At 47.0% G+C, this 18,267-nt stretch carries 16 protein-coding genes and 1 riboswitch; of the genes, 5 read left to right on the forward strand and 11 right to left on the reverse strand.

Features of this window, described 5'->3' with window-relative positions:
• The first annotated feature begins 642 nt into the window (after positions 1 to 642).
• Positions 643 to 1,089, forward strand: coding sequence for an RNA recognition motif domain-containing protein (locus ACSTTG_RS22435; protein WP_438461123.1), 447 nt, complete (start codon positions 643 to 645; stop codon positions 1,087 to 1,089).
• Here ACSTTG_RS22435 and murI read toward each other — a convergent pair.
• From murI to ACSTTG_RS22450, 3 genes are all read right to left on the reverse strand, one after another.
• Complete coding sequence (murI, locus tag ACSTTG_RS22440) at positions 1,061 to 1,831, reverse strand: glutamate racemase (protein WP_438476453.1); 771 nt, start codon at positions 1,829 to 1,831, stop codon at positions 1,061 to 1,063. The genes ACSTTG_RS22435 and murI overlap by 29 nt on opposite strands.
• Positions 1,832 to 1,908: 77 nt before the next feature.
• Positions 1,909 to 2,571: a Dph6-related ATP pyrophosphatase gene (locus ACSTTG_RS22445; RefSeq protein WP_438476412.1), complete on the reverse strand. Its 663-nt coding sequence runs from the start codon at positions 2,569 to 2,571 to the stop codon at positions 1,909 to 1,911.
• 49 nt (positions 2,572 to 2,620) lie between these two features.
• The gene (locus tag ACSTTG_RS22450; protein ID WP_438461126.1) at positions 2,621 to 4,483 is read right to left on the reverse strand and encodes a TonB-dependent receptor domain-containing protein; all 1,863 of its coding nucleotides are present in this window, start codon (positions 4,481 to 4,483) and stop codon (positions 2,621 to 2,623) included.
• Between the two features lie 38 nt (positions 4,484 to 4,521).
• Positions 4,522 to 4,720: riboswitch (cobalamin riboswitch) on the reverse strand.
• A gap of 169 nt (positions 4,721 to 4,889) precedes the next feature.
• Between ACSTTG_RS22450 and trmA the strand changes: the two genes are divergently transcribed.
• Positions 4,890 to 5,996, forward strand: coding sequence for a tRNA (uridine(54)-C5)-methyltransferase TrmA (gene trmA / locus ACSTTG_RS22455; protein WP_438461127.1), 1,107 nt, complete (start codon positions 4,890 to 4,892; stop codon positions 5,994 to 5,996).
• 60 nt (positions 5,997 to 6,056) lie between these two features.
• Here the strand turns inward: trmA and ACSTTG_RS22460 are convergent, their stop codons facing one another.
• The 4 genes from ACSTTG_RS22460 to fabR all read right to left on the reverse strand — a co-directional run bounded on the left by ACSTTG_RS22460 (position 6,057) and on the right by fabR (position 9,690).
• Positions 6,057 to 6,449 (reverse strand): hypothetical protein, encoded by a 393-nt coding sequence (locus ACSTTG_RS22460; protein WP_438476413.1) that lies wholly within the window; start codon positions 6,447 to 6,449, stop codon positions 6,057 to 6,059.
• An 87-nt stretch (positions 6,450 to 6,536) separates the two neighbouring features.
• Entirely contained in the window at positions 6,537 to 8,204 is a 1,668-nt protein-coding gene (locus ACSTTG_RS22465) for a CehA/McbA family metallohydrolase domain-containing protein (protein ID WP_438461129.1), read from the reverse strand.
• 455 nt (positions 8,205 to 8,659) lie between these two features.
• On the reverse strand, positions 8,660 to 9,049 hold the full coding sequence (locus ACSTTG_RS22470) for a YijD family membrane protein (protein WP_438461130.1): 390 nt from the start codon (positions 9,047 to 9,049) through the stop codon (positions 8,660 to 8,662).
• Entirely contained in the window at positions 9,049 to 9,690 is a 642-nt protein-coding gene (gene fabR / locus ACSTTG_RS22475; protein WP_438461131.1) for an HTH-type transcriptional repressor FabR, read from the reverse strand. The genes ACSTTG_RS22470 and fabR overlap by 1 nt, the downstream gene beginning before the upstream one ends.
• A 184-nt stretch (positions 9,691 to 9,874) precedes the next feature.
• On the opposite strand from fabR, the gene sthA reads away from it, so the two are divergent.
• Complete coding sequence (sthA, locus tag ACSTTG_RS22480; RefSeq protein WP_438476414.1) at positions 9,875 to 11,275, forward strand: Si-specific NAD(P)(+) transhydrogenase; 1,401 nt, start codon at positions 9,875 to 9,877, stop codon at positions 11,273 to 11,275.
• 66 nt (positions 11,276 to 11,341) lie between these two features.
• Here sthA and dinF read toward each other — a convergent pair whose 3' ends face one another.
• On the reverse strand, positions 11,342 to 12,688 hold the full coding sequence (gene dinF / locus ACSTTG_RS22485; protein WP_438476454.1) for an MATE family efflux transporter DinF: 1,347 nt from the start codon (positions 12,686 to 12,688) through the stop codon (positions 11,342 to 11,344).
• Positions 12,689 to 12,749: 61 nt separating this feature from the next.
• The gene (gene lexA / locus ACSTTG_RS22490) at positions 12,750 to 13,361 is read right to left on the reverse strand and encodes a transcriptional repressor LexA (protein ID WP_438461134.1); all 612 of its coding nucleotides are present in this window, start codon (positions 13,359 to 13,361) and stop codon (positions 12,750 to 12,752) included.
• A gap of 410 nt (positions 13,362 to 13,771) precedes the next feature.
• Here lexA and plsB point away from each other — a divergent pair, with 410 nt between their 5' ends.
• Positions 13,772 to 16,207, forward strand: a complete 2,436-nt coding sequence (plsB, locus tag ACSTTG_RS22495; RefSeq protein ID WP_438461135.1) for a glycerol-3-phosphate 1-O-acyltransferase PlsB — start codon at positions 13,772 to 13,774, stop codon at positions 16,205 to 16,207.
• 71 nt (positions 16,208 to 16,278) lie between these two features.
• Here the strand turns inward: plsB and ubiA are convergent, their stop codons facing one another.
• Positions 16,279 to 17,133: a 4-hydroxybenzoate octaprenyltransferase gene (gene ubiA / locus ACSTTG_RS22500; RefSeq protein ID WP_438476416.1), complete on the reverse strand. Its 855-nt coding sequence runs from the start codon at positions 17,131 to 17,133 to the stop codon at positions 16,279 to 16,281.
• The gene (locus ACSTTG_RS22505; RefSeq protein WP_438461137.1) at positions 17,114 to 17,671 is read right to left on the reverse strand and encodes a chorismate lyase; all 558 of its coding nucleotides are present in this window, start codon (positions 17,669 to 17,671) and stop codon (positions 17,114 to 17,116) included. The genes ubiA and ACSTTG_RS22505 overlap by 20 nt, the downstream gene beginning before the upstream one ends.
• Before the next feature lie 161 nt (positions 17,672 to 17,832).
• Here ACSTTG_RS22505 and ACSTTG_RS22510 point away from each other — a divergent pair, with 161 nt between their 5' ends.
• On the forward strand, positions 17,833 to 18,240 hold the full coding sequence (locus ACSTTG_RS22510) for a flagellar basal body-associated protein FliL (protein ID WP_438476418.1): 408 nt from the start codon (positions 17,833 to 17,835) through the stop codon (positions 18,238 to 18,240).
• The last annotated feature ends 27 nt before the right edge of the window (positions 18,241 to 18,267 follow it).

Raw genomic sequence — 18,267 nt, forward strand, 5'->3', positions numbered from 1 at the left:
TGTTAGGCCTGCCGCCAGCGTTCAATCTGAGCCATGATCAAACTCTTCAATTTAAAGTTTTGTGACTCAATGAATACTGAACATTACATAGTAATGTTTGAATTGACTGTGCCGAATCTTACGATTCGAATTGGTCACTCAGTTCATTGATAGTCGGTTGATTCCGAGGAATCAGTTTTTGATTTTACTTTTTATAAAAAAGTGAAAACCAAAAGTGGATTATCATCAACGAGTGCCCACACAGATTGATAGGTTTATATTTTTAAAGAGCTTTCCGACTCACGTTACGCTTAGCGTCTCGCTGTCGGGGATGCGTATAATACGCTTTGTTTTTCCTGAGTCAAGAACTTTTTTCAAAGCTTTTTCTCAGCCCCTTCATCGCTGTGTGACTCTCGTCTCACTCCGTGTCGGTGAGGCGGCATTATAGAGATCACTCGAGGCTTGGCAACCCCTTTTTTGAAGTTTTTTTGAATTAATCGCCTGAGCGTTCAAAAATGCGTCAAATTGCACTTTTTTGGATAAAATTTCAACATTTGAGTCAAGTCACATCAATCGATTGGAAAATAGAACAATGAGAACGTAATATCGAAATGTTTAATTTATGTTTTATTTGTTTGTTTTATTGACCGAAGTTAATCAATTATGAATTCAAATAAGTTTTATTTTTCTCTAATCGGTATCGCTGTGGTCGGTGGAGTGTTGTGTAGTTGGATCTCTGTTACCCCCAGCATTGCATTTTTACTTGGTGTTTTCGTCACTGCCCTGTTGGCTAACTTCTTTTTGTCTTCTAAAGATGGGGAAGATGAAGAAGAGGATATCAACACCACTACTCTCTATGTTGGCAACCTGCCCTATAAAGCCAACGAAGGAAATGTCCGCGACTTGTTTGCAGAGTATGGGTATGTAGAGAACGTTCGTTTAATGAAGGACAAGCGCACACGTAAGCGCAGAGGGTTTGGTTTTGTTGTCGTTGAAACCGCTGATGCGGAGCATATGATTAGCAAGCTAAACGAGTATGTCTACATGGATCGCACTCTCAAGGTCAGAGTCGCGAATGAGCCTAAATCACAATCTGAGAATTCTGAATAGTTTTGAAGCCCCATCTTGTTAGCGTATTCTCTAGTGCCTCTTGCATCATCGGAGGTGCACTAGAGAATATCTGACGCTCTCCTCGGTAATCATCTATTCGCTGAGCATTTAATAGCTGCTTTACTCTACGCGCTATCGCAGCCCCAGAATCCACCAGCACCACTTCCTTGCCCAGCACCTGCTGTATTTCATCTTTTAGTAGTGGAAAGTGAGTACAACCTAGCACCGCCACATCCACTTCACCGATAAGAGACTTGAGGATATGGGCTAATTCACTGGTCTCTACCAACTGATTACGTAACTTACGCTCTGCCATTTCTACGAGGCGAGTGGAACCAAGTAGCTTTACTGGCGTATCTGGTGAGTAGTTACGGATAAGGTCTTGGGTATAGGAACGCTCGACCGTAGCAGGAGTTGCGATCAAGCCCACCGCTTTATTAGCCAACGCTGAAGCGGGTTTAATTGCCGGCACGACTCCAACAACTGGTACTGATAACTTTTCTCTTAAGGTCGGCAGTACAACTGTGCTTGCGGTATTACACGCAATGACGACCAAATCAATCTGATGCTTGGCAACAAACTGAGTGATTAATGACGAGACTCGACGCAATAGAGTGTCATGCTCTAGCTCGCCATAGGGATAAGCCTCATTGTCGAATAGATAGTAGTAATTTAGTTGAGGTAATTGCTGCTGGATCTCATCAAACACAGAGAGACCACCGACACCTGAGTCGAAGATCATTACTGATGGTTGCGTATACTCTGTCACTGCCAATTACCCTAACTAAAAAACACGCTGATGATACTGGCTAACAAAAATTAAGCAATATACTTGTAGCACAGCGAATAGAAGCGACCATCGTTGACTATGGATTGTCGTTCAATGCGTAGCTTATTTCTAAAGCTTGGCGCATTTGTCACTAGGGTGTGAAACTCGCCATCTTCACCACAGGGGTCAACGCCACTGGGTAAGCTCGCAAGCAAATTGTGGTCATAGTTCTTGCCACAATATTCTGGTGAGAGTTGTTGGCTGTCTACGGTGATGATCTCTGTCTCTATTCCTCGAGCGATTATCTCCTCTGCCAATAAACTACTTGGCTGCTCCAACAGAGGAAGGACACATTCCCAACCTGCAGGTTCAATGTAGCTTCTACGATACTCGGCAATGCCATTGCAGAACATATCGCCAAAAGCGACGGCATCGATTGGCAAGCCGCTCGCTCTTAGCGCCTTTATAATGCTGGCCTGATATTGCTCGTTGGGAGGGAAGGCTTGCTCCAGTCCGATCGATATGAGTGGTAAACCGATTGAATCCGCTTGTGCTTGGACAACTTCTATTGGTGTAGCTTGAAAAGGAACCGTGTCCTTTACATGAGTGGTGAACAGTCCTACAACTTCATATTCGGTACTTTCGATTAGACGCTCTAATACTAGGGCAGCATCTTTACCGCTTGACCAACTTATTATGGCGTTTTTTTTCATACTGGTTTCCAATTAGCATAAAAAACCGCCCGAAGGCGGCTTGAAGGACTCAGAATTGGTAAGATGCATTGAAATAATACGCTCGTTCTGGGGCAGGATAGCCACCAGAGGTTTCGTATTGTTTATCAAGTACATTATCTACTCGCCCACTTACTTTTAACTCGTTGGTTACCCAGTAAGTTACCGCCAGGTCCCAAAGGCTATAACTTGGTAAAGTGACCTCAGGTGTAGTAGCTGAATTTACAGGTAGGTCAGGGCGAGACCCTGTAAAGATATATGAGGAGGATAGTTGCCACTGCCCCAACTCAATGTCACTGATCCACTTGTAATTTTCTCTAGCTCGTCGAGCTAAGTGTTCACCTTGAGTGTCTTTATGATCTTTTAGTTCTGCTATTACAGAGTGGTTGACAAGGCCCGTTGCAAAGCCCAACTCCAGCTCTATCCCTTTGATATCGGCATCGACATTAGCCAAATAACCTCCTGATGGGTGTGTATTGTCGACATACCAGAGCTGCAGGTTGTCAATCTCACTTTGGTAAGCGGTCAAGTTGATATATGCAAGGTCATAAACAGCCTCTAACCCTATCTCTGCACTACGCGCTTCTTCAGGCTTCAGGTCTGGATTCGATGCTAGATCTTTAAATGAAGGGGCCTTAAATGACGTATTGTACCGAGCAGATACACGATAGATCTCATTTATTCGATAAGCTGAACCGACCATCCATGTTGTATAGTCGTCATAAGTATCATGGCGATCATACCGGCCTGCAGCCTGAACTACGAAGTCACCCTTTGTATAGGTTGGGCTAATATAAGCACCGAAGCTATTCCGCTCTTCACCTGCCGCACTATCAGGCCCCCCCCATGAAATTGCATCATCCCCTAGCCTTTCTTTTCGCCAGTCAATACCTGCGACGGTTGATACTTCCTCTGTTAAAGCTAAGTCATTTACCCATTGAACATTCGTTTGCTCAATATCCAGTTTCGAGATGACTCGATTCCCTTGAATTGTGTCCTCTAACTGTTCAGTTTGATAATTAAGGGTTAGGTACGAACGCAATTGGTCCCCTTTATACTGAACCTTTGCGCTATAACTTGTAGTTTCTGAACGGCCGTCTGCAACATAATAATTGCAAAGGAAAGTTGTATAATCAAAATCACAATTATTGTATTGGGCTGTGCTATCAAACCAACGAAGCGATCCTAATGCTGACCACCGTTGATTAAAGCTGTGCTCATAATTAACCATAAACTGCTGATTATCAAAGCCATGCTTGTCACCATCGTTTTCGCCAGCAACAGGGTTAACGTTATACCCATCATCCTGCTGAAACCCAACAGCCAGTTTAAGCTGACCGTTATCTCCAACGGCAGTATTAACGACTGCATTTCCCTCTTTATACCCTCGACTACCAGCACCAATATTGAGTTGCGTCCCTTCTTCGCCAGCCCGCGCTTGAGTGATAATGTTGATAACTCCACCTATCGCATCAGAGCCATATGCTGCAGACGCACCACCACGGACAACCTCAATTCGTTCAACTTGAGCAAGAGGTATGCGATTAAAGTTGATACCCGCTGTGATAGAGTTGTTGAAACGAATACCATCAACAAGAACCAATGTTTGATTAGATGATGCTCCACGAATGAAAACTGAGGATGTCTGGCCAAAACCACCATTAGACGTCACCTCGACGCCAGGTAGGCGACGCAGCACATCCGTTAGAGACTTGGCTTGATAAGCTTCTATTTCTTGTCTTGTTACAACAGATATTGGGGCAATTACTTGTTCGAGGCCTTGCTCTACACGGTTAGCTGTAATTACCATTGTTTCATCAACTTCTTGGGCAGATAAAAGCGAGGCGTGCGAAAAGAGCGATACTACTGTAATCGCTAAAATTGTATGGTTCATTTATTTTTCCTAAAACGCGTAAATCCTACTAGGCATATCGTGACGCCTAGCTACTGGCAGGTATTCGGACTTAAGAGCTAAAGCCTACTTTCCCGACTTCCCACACTTATCCTAAAGTGCAGTGTCTTGATGGGAGTTCGTTCTCTCTTACCGCTGCGCGTCAGTTCTGGATTCTCACCAGATTCCCTTTTAAGGCTTCTATACTAGATACAAGCCACCAGCTCGGGGAGCATAGTATTGTGCAACCTGTGGAATGTCCAGAACTTGAGCGTTATTTAATCGCAGGTAGGCAACGTTCACTCCTGGCGTGAAAACATACGATTATTTTGCATCGAAGCTGGACATCATCATTTGATTGAATAAAATCTGCGCTCTGTTTGAAAAACGCACCCTATAAGGTAACACCATGGCCTCTCTTGAAGTAAACCCACAAACCTACCAGCAGCAGCTAAGTGAAAAAGTAACTCGTCTCACCGAGATGTTTACTGAATTTGGCGCTCCAGAGCTGGAAGTGTTTGAGTCTCCTGAACAGCATTACCGTATGCGTGCAGAGTTTCGAGTTTGGCATGAGGGTGAAGACCTTTACTACATCATGTTCAATCAGCAAACGCGTGAGAAATACCGTGTCGATCAGTTCCCTGCCGCGAGCCGACTGATCAATGATTTGATGCCAATGCTGATGGATGCAATGAAAGACAACGACACCCTTCGTCGTAAGCTGTTCCAAGTAGACTTCCTCTCAACCCTGAGTGGCGAGATCTTGGTATCGCTTCTATACCACCGTCAGCTAGATGAGGCATGGATTGAGCAAGCTAAGACGCTAAAACAGCGTTTGAATGATGAAGGCTTTAACCTCAATCTAATTGGTCGCGCACGTAAGATGAAGATTGTCTTAGACCAAGACTTTGTGGTTGAAAAGCTCAATGTCCACGGTGATAGCTACATCTACCAGCAAGTTGAAAACAGCTTTACCCAGCCAAATGGTAAGGTCGCTGAAAAAATGCTTGAGTGGGCCGTTGATTGCACCCGCAATAGCCAAGGCGATCTGCTTGAGCTTTACTGCGGCAACGGCAACTTCTCACTGGCGCTGGCGCAAAACTTTGAGCGTGTATTGGCGACCGAGCTGGCAAAGCCATCGGTTGACTCAGCGCAATACAACATTGCGGCGAATAACATCGACAACGTACAAATCATCCGTATGTCGGCAGAAGAGTTTACTCAAGCAATGGAAGGCCAACGCGAATTCCGTCGTCTCAAAGACGCCGGTGTTGATCTCAAGAGCTACAACTGCAACACAATCTTTGTTGATCCGCCACGCGCCGGTATGGATGAAGACACCTGTAAGATGGTACAGGGTTATGAGCGCATCCTATATATCTCTTGTAACCCAGAAACCCTGAAACAGAACCTTGAGATCTTAGGTGAGACCCATAAGATCACTCGCTTTGCGCTATTTGACCAGTTCCCATATACCCACCACATGGAAGCGGGTGTGATGCTAGAGCGCAAGTAATACGTGATAAAATAAAAAAACCGCCAATAGGCGGTTTTTTTATATCTAAGTACTGTAAGTCTACATCACCATGACAAAGCGATTCTCAAGAAACTCCTCACCATCAATGGTACCTGTGACCATCAAGCGAATTGCCCCTCGGGCACCATTTTCTACTTGAGCCAAAACTGTGTGAGACAGAGAGCCCTCAATTAACATCTCTCCCTTACCTGCAAGCTTAACTCGCGGGTTTGGCATTAGCTTAATCGCCAAATCTTCAATCTGTTGATCGGTTAGAACATCAATGGTGAACTCCGCTAACCCATTATCGGATTGAACAAAATCTGGGGACTGTAGGCTCGTGCCCCCAGGCATGCCTTTGGGGCCACCAAAACCCTGATGAAAACGTTCATCTAAACAGGCAACCGCTTGAAGGGAAATAGTGCAAACAAGTACAGCGAGTAGACGTAACATAAGGTCTCCTGAAGTCACTACCTAAACATGGCTACGACCATAGCCATGTCTCTGAGGAATATTTCTTTATCGCACTAGAGTTAGTGATTAATCACGTGGGCTCTTTAGTGTGATATAGACTGGATTAGAGTAGAACCAAATATCGCTGTATATAGCGTGATTAAAGCGATCGCGGTACGCTTCAGCGGACTCACCTTCAATTCTATCAATACCTTCCCAACGCAAAGGTTCTCCGTTTTCAACGAAACCAGGGACGTCATAATCTTGTGCTGTCCCACGCAAACGATAATACTCGTCACGCTCAGCCTCAAATGAATAAGTCATTGCGTAGTAGCCATCTTTATCTACATGCCAATCATCAGCGGTAAAGGTAGCAACAACTTTAGCATCCGAGTTATCAGCCGAATCATACCCTTCGTCATCAGGCATAATCATACCTGTAATACCACCAGAGATGATATCCACATGGTGCACTCCTGGATTAGGGTTGGTACCAAACATGCTGTTACCCGCTCTTGTTTCCAAGTTATTAAACTCAGGACTCTTGAAGCGAATTGAAATCGTAACTTTATCGCCGGCTGATACAAACGCTTCTTGCCCCATATGTGCAGTCTGCCCATTGGTGGTCACTGTGAAGTCTAATTCATTAATCAAGTCACCGTAGGTTGCCCATACTTGACCTGAGCGCAACCCTTCAAGTACTGCTAAATCATTATCACCTTGCACATAAGTGTAGGTTTTCGAGTACTCACCAGGGTAGTAACTCGACGTGTAAGGCTCACGAATCTTGAAGTGATGGTCTGAGTTGGCTACGTTCCAGATTTTACGCCCCTCACTGAGCATGGCATCCCACCAGCCGCCAACTTCTGCAACAACAGGATCGACACCGCCGTATAGACCCGCAGTTGCATCTGGGTGATCAGGGGCATGGCCGATATTGTAATCACCACGATTATTATTAAATTGTCCGCCGACCATGCCTTCAACTAGGAAGAACACATCGGGTGCAGCATTATGAAGATCACGGATTTCATCCAGTGTGTAACTCTTCTTGTAGCGCAGAGGATGGTTGAGCATACCGTAGCTTAGCTCGGCATAATGTTCTTGCATCCACTCAAACGCTTTAATCGCGTCCTGGTGTTTACCTTCCCGATCGTCATGAGACTCACCGTTGTAGCGCTCAATTCCCATACGCTCCCACTTAGCAAGATCCTGAGGGTCAAACTTGTCCGTGTTGTTCTTGTGACTGAACTTGTACTCAAACAGCTTCGCTGCCTCGTAGACCTCATGTGACTGAGCACCATCACGGCTAAAAATAGCGATATTAAAGTGTTCATGAGCAGGCATATCCCATTCATAGGTTGTGAACACAATTTTGTCGTCATACAAGTTATTTGTTAGGTAATTAATTTCTGGCCATTCGTAGCGTTTCATCGCTTCGCTATACAGAATACCGCCAATGTTATTATCAGCCCAATCTTGGCTATCATCGCGCAGGTGGTTTGAAAGAAAAACAAAATCTAATTCAAACTCATCAAAAGCATGGTAGAAAACATCCAACATATAATCACGCGCATCTGCTGAAACTGATGTGTGGACATGAAGATCGCCGGTCATCCATCGGCCTGGAAGAGGCTGAACCGGAGTTTCTGGAAGTTCTGATGATGGTTTATCTTCAGAAGAGTTACAGCCAGCGAGTAACGCTAGGGTTACCATTGCCGCCACTTTTTTCAGTTTCGTATTGCGCGAGTACATATTCACCTCTTAAGTAATTCTCGGCGCATACTGATGAGGCTACATGACATAAATATTTCTGCTCAATGACGCTTTTTGTTTATAAACATGACAAAAACAAGACAATCTCAAGCCAGAAACATTTCAAATACAAGTTGTGATGTTCATCCTCCTTGAGCACACCTTTTCTGTACTAGATCTTTACATTACTTTAAATTCATTATGTAACTTTCAGAAAGTCATTTGTTACATTAGACAAGTTAGGTTAAACAAATGTAAAAGTTGATGAACCGAACCCAACCGGTGACTTAATGACCAAAACAGTCAAATGCAATCGTTTACTCGCTCAAAACTAATTCACTTTCAAGGCACCAAAGGCGCGCTGCTATTGAGCAGGAAGATCAAGGTTGGCTTAATGAGATAAAAAAAGCCCTTGATGAGTTCAAGGGCTTGGGTATTGCTCCAATAAGCTGATACTAGGCAGTGTCTTCGTCACCACCCTTTGTCGTACCAATATAGCCAAGCTTACGCCCGAGCCAGAACAGCAGAGCCATTAGGATAATGATGGAAAAGAAGTTTGAGCCAGCCTCTGGGTACTGAGCCTTGATAAACGCAGAGTGACCAAAGCCCCCCACCAAGAAACACGCCAGTCCGACGAGTGGTAAATCCTCGGAAATCGGCTTGTCTAAATAGTCTTGATACAGTGCTTGCACGGCCAGTACCATCGCAATCCATGGAAAGATTGAGAATGAGACCGCGCTTATCGTCATCCAAGACAAAATTGCATCACCACACAAACCTGCAATGAGGGCCAGGATCAGTGGTTTCTTTTCACAAGGCTGTGGGGATGGTGTTGTAGTATCCATTATTTATAATCACCTCTGTTTTTGCTTCGTTCACGCTCTTTGCGGTACCAGTGTGCACCCTTAGCGACCATTCTGAGCTGAATGATCAGGCGCTCTGCTAGCTCATCGCGCTCATCTTTGGTCTTGTCCAGTGCCTCGGCACCAGAGCTGAAGACTAGGATCACCGATGCTTCCGCTTGGGCAAATGCCTCTTCACGGGTCATCCCTGAACCTATTAAGTATTCGGTTAACTCTGCCACAAAATGCTGGATCTCGCGCGCGACCGCCGCACGAAATTCACAAGAGGTGCCGGAGCGCTCGCGCAAAAGCAGGCGAAAAACGTTCGGGCTCGACTCGATAAACTCCATAAAGGTCTCAACCGAGGTGCGGATCACACTGCCCTCTTTTACGATTCGTTGGCGTGCTTGGCGCATTAATTGACGAAGAAGTAAGCCTCCCTCATCAACCATAGTCAAACCCAGTTCATCCATATCCTTGAAGTGGCGATAAAACGAGGTAGGGGCGATACTGGCTTCCCGAGCTACCTCACGTAGGCTCAAGTTGGAAAAACTTCGATCAGTACTCAACTGGCGGAACGCAGCATCAATCAATGAGCGGCGGGTTTTCTCTTTCTGCTGGGCACGGATCCCGTTAGGTTTCATATCTCTACATACCTTGTTTTCACTCTCGTCAACACTATACATGGATCTCAAGCTGAGCTTAAGTACCCGACTTGGACTTTATGCGTGATCCTATCCAACCTGTCCAAGCCAATACCTGCAGCGAACTGCAATCTGAGTTAATATTGCGCTATCAGAACGTTAACCGTACAAACAAGGATAGAGTATGGCACACAGCAACCATTTTGATGTAATTGTGATCGGTAGTGGCCCCGGGGGAGAGGGGGCAGCAATGGGCCTGACCAAGGCGGGGCTCAAGGTTGGGGTGATTGAGAAAGAAAGCAGTGTCGGTGGGGGGTGCACTCACTGGGGCACGATTCCCTCCAAGGCGCTACGCCATGCGGTTAGCCGAATTATTGAGTTCAACAGCAACCCTCTGTTTTGTCACAACAATACTAGCCTGCACAGTACCTTTTCCAACATCCTCAATCATGCCAAAACCGTGGTCGACAAACAGACCCGCCTGCGCCAAGGTTTTTATGACCGCAACCAGTGCACGCTGATCTTTGGTAGCGCACGCTTTAATAGCAGTCATACTGTTGAAGTCCTCAAGCAAGATGGCAGCGTTGAGGAGTACAGTGCAGACCGATTCGTGATTGCGACAGGCTCACGCCCCTACCAACCAAACAGCGTTGACTTTAACCACCCACGTATTTACGACAGCGACTCGATCTTACGCCTAGAGCATGACCCGCGACATATCATCATCTATGGGGCCGGCGTTATCGGCTGTGAGTACGCTTCGATTTTCCGCGGACTGGGCGTAAAAACGGATCTCATTAATACCCGCGACCGGCTGCTAGCATTTTTAGATAATGAAACCTCTGATGCGCTCTCCTACCACTTCTGGAATAGCGGCGTGGTGATCCGCAATGATGAGACGTTTGATAAAATCGAGGGAACAGAGGACGGTGTCATTGTTCACCTAAAATCGGGTAAAAAAATGAAGGCCGACTGTATTCTCTACGCCAATGGTCGAACGGGTAATACGGATAAGCTTAACCTTGATTTGGTAGGATTGACTCCAGACTCTCGAGGACAACTGGCGGTAAATGGCAATTACCAAACCGAAATCGGCCATGTTTACGCCGTCGGTGACGTGATTGGTTACCCCAGTCTTGCCAGTGCAGCTTATGATCAAGGGCGCTTTGTGGCTCAGGCGATCACCAAGGGACAGGCCGAGGGCAATCTGATCGAAGATATCCCAACCGGCATCTATACCATCCCTGAGATCAGTTCGGTCGGTAAAACCGAGCAAGAGCTAACAGCGGCTAAAGTCCCGTATGAAGTGGGTCGTTCCTCATTCAAGCACCTCGCTCGGGCACAGATTGCCGGAAAGGACATTGGTAGCCTTAAGATCCTATTTCATCGCGAAACCAAGGAGATCTTGGGGATCCACTGCTTTGGTGAGCGTGCGGCAGAGATCATTCATATCGGCCAAGCGATCATGGAGCAAAAAGGCGAAGCCAATACGATCGAGTACTTTGTTAACACGACCTTCAACTATCCTACGATGGCAGAAGCTTATCGTGTCGCTGCGCTCAACGGCTTAAATCGCTTGTTCTAACAAGGTTATTCTAGGCTGGTTGTTATCGGTAAATGACAGGGAGGAACTAGCCTCCCTGTTGCAAAACTAAGCTAAAAAGACCTTTCTACGCCATTGGTAGACGAATAGCCCGGCTAGCCCCAGTCCTCGCACGGCCATAAAGACCATCATCGATAGCCAAAGGGCATGGTTTTCTAAATGGCTTAGCGCAGCAAAAACCGTAAAGAAGCTCAACGTGGCGAGAAACATGCCGTTACGCATCTCACGCCCCTTAGTTGCACCAATAAATAGCCCATCGAACAGGTATGCCCACAAAGAAACTAGTGGCATAGCCACAAGCCACGGTAAGTACTGAGCTGCTTGTCGCTGTACTGCTTCAATATCGGTAATTAACGCAATCAGTTCAGTACCAAACAAGGCAAACACAAGACTGAGCAGCGAGCAGATCACCACGCCCCAGAAGAAGGTTACACCTATCGTTTGCTTTAAATCGGCTCGATCACGCGCGCCTACCGCTTTACCGACCATGGCTTCCATTGCATAGGCTAAACCATCCATACCATAAGAGATCAACATGACAAAGCTCATCAAAACCGCGTTGGCTGCCACGATATTGTCGCCATAACTGGAGGCTTGAAAGGTCATAAAGCTCAACGTGACCTGCAAGCACAAAGAGCGCAGAAAAATATCACGATTCAGACGCACAAAGCGCCCTAGGTTACTCGTCACTTCCGACAGCAACATCACTGGACTAGGCAGTCCTTGTCCTCGCCAGCGTCGAGTCACGCACCATAAACCAAAAGCCATACCCGAATAGTCTGCCATCACCGAGGCCAGCGCTGCCCCCTCGACTTTCCAGCCAAGACCTAGGACGAACAGAACATCCAATGCAATATTGACTAGGTTCGTAATGATCACCATCCACATTGGTGAGCGGGCATCTTGACTACCGAGCAGCCAACCTAACAGGACATAGTTGACCATGGCCGCCGGAGCACTCCAGGCTCGGATGGTAAAGTACTGGGCTCCATAATGCTTAATCGCATCGCTGGCATCTGTAACAGCAAATATCCACTCAGCGACCCAGCCATGAACAATGAGAAAAAGCGTCGCAAATAGCATTGCCGTCGCAATCCCTTGGACAAAGGTCAGCGCCAATGCCCTTTTGTCTCCGGCACCAGCCGCTTGAGCGGTCAGCCCGGTTGTCGACATACGCAAAAAGCCCAGCAACCAGAATGTCACGCTGATCATGGTACTGCCAAGTGCAACCCCACCAAGATACCAAGCATGCTCAAGGTGGCCTATGACGGCAGCATCGATCAGACCCAGCAGAGGCACGGTGATGTTAGAGATCACCATCGGCAGGGCAAGAGCGAGCACACGAGAGTGAAGAGGGGCAGAAAAGAAAGAGGAGAGAGTCACGGTTACACCCAGCAAAGAAAACACTGAGTGTAACCAGTCAGTCTAGAAAACCAACTGTTTAATGAGGCAAGGATTACATCCAGTCCGTGTTGCGGATAATCCCAACAGCAAGGCCTTCAATCTCTAGACTTTGATAGGTAGGGTCAACGACGATGGGCTCAAACTCTTGGTTCTCTGCGTGTAAAAGAACGCGATCACCTTGGTGCTCTAAGCGCTTCACCGTCACGTCTTCATCGACACGAGCGACAACGATCTGACCATTGCGTACGTCTTGAGTCTTATGCACAGCAAGCAGGTCACCGTCCATAATGCCAATGTCTTTCATACTTTCACCTTGCACTCGCAGCAAGAAGTCCGCTTGTGGCTTAAACATACCTGGGTCCACTTGGTAGTGAGTCTCAACATGCTCTTGAGCCAAAATAGGCTCACCGGCGGCGACTTGACCAATAAGAGGCAACCCCTCTTCTTCTGTTTCTAGCAGAATACGAATTCCGCGCGAGGCGCCGGGAATAATCTCAATCGCTTCTTTGCGAGCAAGGGCTTTAAGGTGCTCCTCTGCCGCATTGGCAGAGCGGAAGCCTAACTCACGAGCAATCTCTGCACGAGTTGGTGGCATCCCTGTCTCATCGATCTTACTTTTAATAAGATCGAATACTTGTTGTTGGCGTGGCGTCAAAGGCTTCATGATAGCTACCTGTCTTTTTATACAGTTAACTGTCAGTATATCCAGTAAAAAATAAAATGGAAAGGTGTGTTTACAAATTGTTCAGCAGATAAATTGGCTTCGCCTCAAAATATTGCCAACAAATTGCAACAATTTGGTTAATTTACCGTCAACATGGCCGTTTACCATTAAAAGGTTTGACCAGTTTCTGATATTCTTGCTGACCATTAATCTGGCTAACGTATTTCAAAAACTTGTCCATACTTAGTGGCAGTCAGTCCAAAGTGTCCCTAGGTGACTCTCTCCTCGACGAACTTGTGGCCAATGCCAAGTGACAAGTACCTTGCAGATAAGACAAGGTTGAGAGAACTGCCGCGACTGAGATCGCGATGAAGTACGTCGATTACACTAATTTGAGGCGATTGCACGATATGTCTTCAGGACAATCCTTATTCCAGGCAGCACTGAAACTGCCACTCTCGGTTTTGGTCAAAGGAACCACTATTCCATCCAATCCCATTGAAGATCTCGACATTGACCTGTCTAAGCCGGTCATGTTCGCATTGCCATTTCGCTCTGATGTCGACCTTCTGACAATTCGCAGCCAAGCACTTCAATGGGGACTACCCGACCCATTCTCACCACTTGAGATCAATGGCCAACAGTTCCCACGCTATGTCTTCACCTCAACCCGACCGACGGTGATGAAAAATGACTATGACGCGCCCGCTGAGTCGATTCAACTTTTCTCACAGTTGCTTAACCTGCATGAGGCCGATAGCGAGCTCGATATTCAACTGATCCCAGTCTCGGTGATGTGGGGCCGTAAGCCGGGCAAAGAAGAGAAAGTAAAACCACACCTTGAGGCGCTCAATGGACCACAAAAAGCGCTCGCGGTACTGACATCGGGTCGCGATTGCATGGTACGTGTCAGCCCTGTTGTATCGCTGCGTTATATGGCTGATAAACACGGCACTGAGCCTGCGATTGCGCAAAAACTCTCTCGTGTCGCTCGCATCCACTTCTCGCGTCAAAAACTTGCAGCCTCTGGCCCGAAACTGCCAAGTCGTCAAGTACTGGTCGATCGTCTAGTCCAGTCTCCAACTATCCAAAAGGCGATTGAAGAGGAGATGAGCAGCAAAGGGATCACCAAAGAGAAAGCGCAAAAAGAAGCAGAGAACATCATTGATGAGATCGCTGCTGACTTTTCTTATGGTCTGATCCGCAACGGTGATCGCGTTCTTGGCTGGCTGTGGAACCGTCTCTACCAAGGGCTTAACATCAACAACGCCTCGACTGTTCGTCGCCTTGCGCAAGATGGTCACGAGATTGTTTATGTACCTTGCCACCGTAGCCATATGGACTATCTGTTGCTGTCGTACGTTCTCTTTCATGAGGGTATGGTACCGCCACATATCGCGGCAGGGATTAACCTCAACTTCTTCCCAGCTGGACAGATCTTCCGCCGTGGCGGAGCTTTCTTTATCCGCCGCAGCTTTAAAGGCAATAAACTCTACTCGACCATCTTCCGTGAATACCTTGCTGAACTTTTTGCCAAGGGCTACTCGGTAGAGTACTTCAGTGAAGGTGGGCGCTCACGCACCGGTCGCCTGCTTCAAGCGAAAACCGGTATGCTCGCCATGACCGTGCAGGCCATGCTCAGAGGTCTGAATCGCCCCGTCACTCTGGTGCCGGTATACATTGGCTATGAACACGTTATGGAAGTAGGTACTTACGCCAAAGAGCTGCGTGGCAAACGCAAGGAAAAAGAGAACGCAGGTCTTGTGTTGAAAACCATTCGCAAGCTACGTAACTTTGGTAAAGGCTACGTAAACTTTGGTGAGCCTATCCCGCTCAATGGCTTTTTGAACGAGCATGCGCCAGAGTGGCATCAAGACATCGACCCTATGGGTGCGTCCAAGCCACAATGGATGACCCCTGTGGTGAATAAGCTGGCCAATAAGATGATGACCAACATCAATGACGCCGCAGCGACGAACGCCTTAACCCTATGTGCAACGGCGCTACTTGCATCGCGCCAGCGTGCATTGTCACGTGATAACCTCGTACGTCAAATCGACTGCTACCTGCAATTGCTGCGCAATGTGAGTTACTCTTCAACCTACACGGTTCCTGCCGACAGCGCTGAAGAGCTTGTTGCACATGCAGAGTCGCTAGATAAGTTTGTCGTTGAAGAAGATTCTATGGGCAGCATCGTGTCACTTGACCGTGAGCAGTCGATATTGATGACTTACTATCGCAACAACATCATTCACCTGTTTGCCCTGCCATCGCTGATTGCTCAGACACTGATCCGTCACAAAACTCGCAGCAAGCAACAGATTATTGAGACCGTCAGTGCCATCTACCCGTTCCTTAAGCAAGAGCTGTTCTTGAGTGCTGAGATTGACGCAATACCTGAGCTAGTGACTCAATATCTAGATGAGCTGGCTCGCCAAGAAGTGATTAATATTGATGGTCAGCATATCACCATCAATCAAGCTAATACACAAATCTTGCTACTGCTTAGCGCGACTATCTCAGAAACACTGCAACGTTATGCGATTGCAATGAACCTTCTGGTTAATGACCCTGAGCTCGGTAAATCAGATCTTGAAAAGCGCAGCCAAGATATCGCCCAACGTCTGGGTCGACTCAATGGTATTAACGCACCAGAGTTCTTTGATAAAGGCGTCTTCAGTTCACTGTTCACCACTCTTAAGCAAGAGCAGTACCTCAACAGTGATGGGGATTGTGATATTGAGAAGACCGAGCAACTGATGTTGAGACTTAATGACTTGGTTCACCCTGAGGTGAAGCTCACCATTGAAGAAAGCATTGCTCGCTCAGACCAAGAAGCGGAATAACAAAAAAGCCTCCCGAGCAAGGGAGGCTTTTTATTCAGATATTCCTAAGAGCCATGACGACTCTTGAGCGACTAAATCAGGGCAAAAAGCAGTCCCGTCGTTACCGCCATTCCTACATAGTTGTTATTAAGGAACGCTTGGAAGCACGCGTCTCTATCGCGTCCACGGATCAGCCATTGTTGATACACAAATAGCGCACCAACCACCAGCAGGCACCAGAAGTAGCCACTGCCCAACTTGTTCACGTTACCAAGCAACATCAGCAGCAAAAGGGTGATGAGCTGAAGCAAACCAACGATCATTTTATCGCGACGGCCGAACAAGATAGCCGTAGATTTAATCCCAACCTTTAGGTCATCATCACGATCAACCATGGCATATTGAGTATCGTAGGCGATGGTCCATAATCCATTAATCACAAATACCAGCCAAACCATACTCGGCAAAGAATCAGCTTGAGCAGCCCAAGCCATTGGGATTGACCAGCTAAAAGCCAGCGCCAAGAAAAGCTGAGGAAGGTGCGTATAGCGCTTCATAAAAGGGTAAATAAACGCTAAAGCAATACCGACAAATGACAATTTAATCGTTAGCGTGTTCATGGTCAGAACCAACGCCAGGGCGATAGCGCTGAGAACAACAAACAATGTTAGCGCCTGCTTAGCAGAGACACGGCCCGAAGGGATCGGACGCATCTCGGTGCGTTTGACATGCCCATCGACCTTACGATCAGCAAAGTCATTGATCACGCATCCGGCTGAGCGCATCACGATAACGCCAAGTACAAATACCACCAATACCTTTAAATCCGGAAAACCGTCGGCAGCCAACAACAGCGCCCAAAGCGTTGGCCACAGCAGCAGCAATGAACCAATTGGGCGATCCATGCGCATCAGTTGCCAGTAATCCTCAAATTTCGCCTGTGTCATAGCGACTTCCTTGTGCATAAATGGGTGCCGATGGCAAAAACAGTTCTGCGACTAAAATGGGTTTATCTGCAACCCATAATCGGGAGCGACGAGCAAACAATCGCTGATCAGCAAGGTCGACTTGAGCCAATTGGAGCTTATCTCGACGCACAGTATCGTGACGAAAGACAGTAAATCCAAGCGGCGTGCTGCCTTGGTTAGCCAAGTCATAGGAACCACTGCTCTGCGAAGATTGGGGGATCAGAGTTCGTCCCAGCACCCACGGCTGACCATCACCTTTTAAAATCACCTTACGCAACCAATAATCTTCACTCGGTAAGTATTCTTGTTCGCTTGGTAGCAATTGCTCAAGGCTTGTTAGCTCGTTTTGGAGTAATTCCAGACTCAGTTCTCGACAATGGCGCTCAAGGCGTGCCGAAAGCGAGCCCTGCTCTGTCAACCAAGCACGCGATAGTGGCGTTGGAAAAGTAAACACCTCAGGTGACTGCCAGTCAGCCTCTCGAAGTGCAGCAAGGTATTCGGTTACAGATCGTTCCATACTTATATTTAACAAAGGCTACGAACATCGTACAATAAATCTTTGCCAATCAGCCGCTTTGAAGCTGTGGCCCACGGTTCGTATGTTGCGAATAGACAACGCATTGTAACAAGCTTAGCCTTGCGAGGTCACCCGGCCTATCAGAAATAACCGAGATAATTATGTATAAACGTTACGTGACCCCAATACTGACAAGCCTGGCTGCACTGCTCTTCAGCGCACCAATGACGGCGGCAGCAAATCAAACCGACTTTGCTTATTTCACCCTCACACCAGATGTCACTACCAACTTCCACACTTCTGGGCGCCAACTTGGGTATGTGCAAATTCGGATTGATGTGATGGTGGCTAATCAATCGGATCTTAAAATTGTCGAGACGCACCAACCCTTGATCCGCGATACCGTTCTCGAAACACTCGGCAGACAGACCGACGCCACAATAAAGTCTTTACCTGGTCGGGAAGAGTTACGTCAGACACTCACTACCCAAATCAACGACACCTTATTGCCTGAGGTGGGCCGCCCTATCGTGGCTGATTTATTGTTTACTAAATACCTCTATCAATAACGCCAGCACCAACTTGATTGGTTCATT

Origin of the sequence: Vibrio glycogenivorans (genome assembly GCF_051660965.1) — a bacterium.
In the GTDB taxonomy this organism is placed as follows: domain Bacteria; phylum Pseudomonadota; class Gammaproteobacteria; order Enterobacterales; family Vibrionaceae; genus Vibrio.

Excerpts from the sequence above, each read along its gene's own strand:
- ACSTTG_RS22450 (WP_438461126.1), bottom strand. The coding sequence starts at position 4,483 with ATGAACCATACAATTTTAGCGATTACAGTAGTATCGCTCTTTTCGCAC.
- plsB (WP_438461135.1), top strand. The coding sequence starts at position 13,772 with ATGTCTTCAGGACAATCCTTATTCCAGGCAGCACTGAAACTGCCACTC.
- ACSTTG_RS22465 (WP_438461129.1), bottom strand. The coding sequence starts at position 8,204 with ATGTACTCGCGCAATACGAAACTGAAAAAAGTGGCGGCAATGGTAACC.
- ACSTTG_RS22510 (WP_438476418.1), top strand. The coding sequence starts at position 17,833 with ATGTATAAACGTTACGTGACCCCAATACTGACAAGCCTGGCTGCACTG.
- trmA (WP_438461127.1), top strand. The coding sequence starts at position 4,890 with ATGGCCTCTCTTGAAGTAAACCCACAAACCTACCAGCAGCAGCTAAGT.
- sthA (WP_438476414.1), top strand. The coding sequence starts at position 9,875 with ATGGCACACAGCAACCATTTTGATGTAATTGTGATCGGTAGTGGCCCC.
- lexA (WP_438461134.1), bottom strand. The coding sequence starts at position 13,361 with ATGAAGCCTTTGACGCCACGCCAACAACAAGTATTCGATCTTATTAAA.
- ubiA (WP_438476416.1), bottom strand. The coding sequence starts at position 17,133 with ATGACACAGGCGAAATTTGAGGATTACTGGCAACTGATGCGCATGGAT.
- ACSTTG_RS22460 (WP_438476413.1), bottom strand. The coding sequence starts at position 6,449 with ATGTTACGTCTACTCGCTGTACTTGTTTGCACTATTTCCCTTCAAGCG.
- ACSTTG_RS22445 (WP_438476412.1), bottom strand. The coding sequence starts at position 2,571 with ATGAAAAAAAACGCCATAATAAGTTGGTCAAGCGGTAAAGATGCTGCC.
- ACSTTG_RS22470 (WP_438461130.1), bottom strand. The coding sequence starts at position 9,049 with ATGGATACTACAACACCATCCCCACAGCCTTGTGAAAAGAAACCACTG.
- ACSTTG_RS22505 (WP_438461137.1), bottom strand. The coding sequence starts at position 17,671 with ATGGAACGATCTGTAACCGAATACCTTGCTGCACTTCGAGAGGCTGAC.
- ACSTTG_RS22435 (WP_438461123.1), top strand. The coding sequence starts at position 643 with ATGAATTCAAATAAGTTTTATTTTTCTCTAATCGGTATCGCTGTGGTC.
- murI (WP_438476453.1), bottom strand. The coding sequence starts at position 1,831 with ATGATCTTCGACTCAGGTGTCGGTGGTCTCTCTGTGTTTGATGAGATC.
- fabR (WP_438461131.1), bottom strand. The coding sequence starts at position 9,690 with ATGAAACCTAACGGGATCCGTGCCCAGCAGAAAGAGAAAACCCGCCGC.